The organism is Rheinheimera muenzenbergensis (assembly GCF_036984005.1).
Taxonomy (GTDB): domain Bacteria; phylum Pseudomonadota; class Gammaproteobacteria; order Enterobacterales; family Alteromonadaceae; genus Alishewanella; species Alishewanella muenzenbergensis.
The window spans coordinates 1-1,561 of record NZ_JALAAR010000043.1 but is presented as its reverse complement, the minus strand read 5'-3'; the positions used below and the strand labels follow the sequence as shown (position 1 = coordinate 1,561).

Sequence of the window (1,561 nt, the reverse complement as noted above, 5' to 3'; positions counted from 1 at the left end):
ATAGACATAATGACTCCCCACGAGGTGCTGACCTCCTGCTTCGTGGGTTAGCTTTGCAGCCAGAGCCATACTGTATTTGATGAAGATACAATACTGGAGGTCAGCGTGGTTAACAATAGCATAACTTTTATTGGCTTAGATACGCACAAAGAGTTCTTTGAAGTGGCGTATCTGCAAGATAGCCGTGATGCAAAACCGGTCAGCTTGGGTCGTATTAACGGTACCAAACCGGCATTACAAAAACTGGTGCGTCAATTTGAATCGAAATACCCGGGTTCCACATTACACTTTGTCTATGAAGCTGGCCCTTGTGGTTACTGGATTTATCGCTTTCTGACCAGCTTGGGGCATTGTTGTTATGTGGTCGCCCCCTCACTCATTCCGAAGAAAGCCGGTGAACGAGTTAAAACTGATAAGCGTGATGCGCTGAAGTTAGCCTTGCTGCTGCGCTCTGGCGACATTGAGCCTATTTACGTGCCCGAGCCGGAAGATGAAGCGATGCGCGATTTATCCCGCGCCCGAGAGACAGCGATGAAGGATTTAAAAGACGCAAAGTATCAGCTTAAAGCTATGCTGCTGCGTAATAACATCCGCTGTGAGGTGCAGGACAATTGGTCGGCCAAACACCTGCGCTGGCTAACTGAACTTATCTTGCCGCACCCTTCACAGCAAATTGTGTTGCAGGAAGCTATTCAAACCATTACCGAGCGTATACGCCGTTTAGAGCGGCTGGATAATGAACTCAGTTACCATGTTAAAAACTGGCGTTACTACCCTGTAGTAAAGGCCATTCAGGCCATGCGCGGCGTACGTCTGCTGGTGGCTGTTGGCGTCATTGCAGAATTAGGCGACTTATCCCGTTTTGACCATCCCAGAAAACTGATGAGTTATCTCGGGTTAGTGCCTTCAGAGCATTCCAGTGGGGGTAAACGAAAGCTAGGTGGCATAACCCGCACCGGAAACACCCGAGCCAGGCGCTTACTGGTCGAAGGCGCGCATACCTACCGTTACGCCGCCAATGTATCGACTGAGCTGCAAAAACGCCAGGAAAGCCTGAGCAAAGAAATCATAGACATCGCCTGGCAGGCGCAGCTTAGGCTATGCAGGCGCTACCAGCGCTTAATGAAACGCGGTAAGCACTACAACTTAGTGGTTACCGCAATTGCCAGGGAGATGATTGCCTATATCTGGGCGATAGCACGTGAAGTGGTGCTGACACCGGTTAATCCGGCGAAACGGTTAGCCAGGGTGCCGGCATGAGTAACAGGTTAGAGTTAATGCATTGGATCAAGCATCGGGTGTGGCACAACCACCGACGGCGTTAGGATGGCATCAGCCTTAGGGCTGTTGAACCTCGAACATAGACTGAAGACAGGTGCCACGGCGGAACAAGTAAGGTAGGCTCTGTTAGCGAAAGCTGATAATCCACGAATACCAGCATGACAACCGACGAACATTACCTGCTTCATCTGGTGCATTAACTCGCTTTAACAGCAAAAGAAGGTTCTTAACTGAACAGAAATAAGCTCAACCTGCTTGACGTGGGGAGTCATACCAACGC

Annotated in this window: 1 protein-coding gene; it reads left to right on the top strand. The window is 49.9% G+C overall.

Going from position 1 to position 1,561, the window contains the following annotated elements:
• Nucleotides 1-105 precede the first annotated feature (105 nt).
• A complete protein-coding gene (locus tag MN202_RS20450; protein ID WP_335737981.1) occupies nt 106-1,260 on the top strand; it encodes an IS110 family RNA-guided transposase in 1,155 nt (384 codons plus the stop codon).
• Nucleotides 1,261-1,561: the final 301 nt, after the last annotated feature.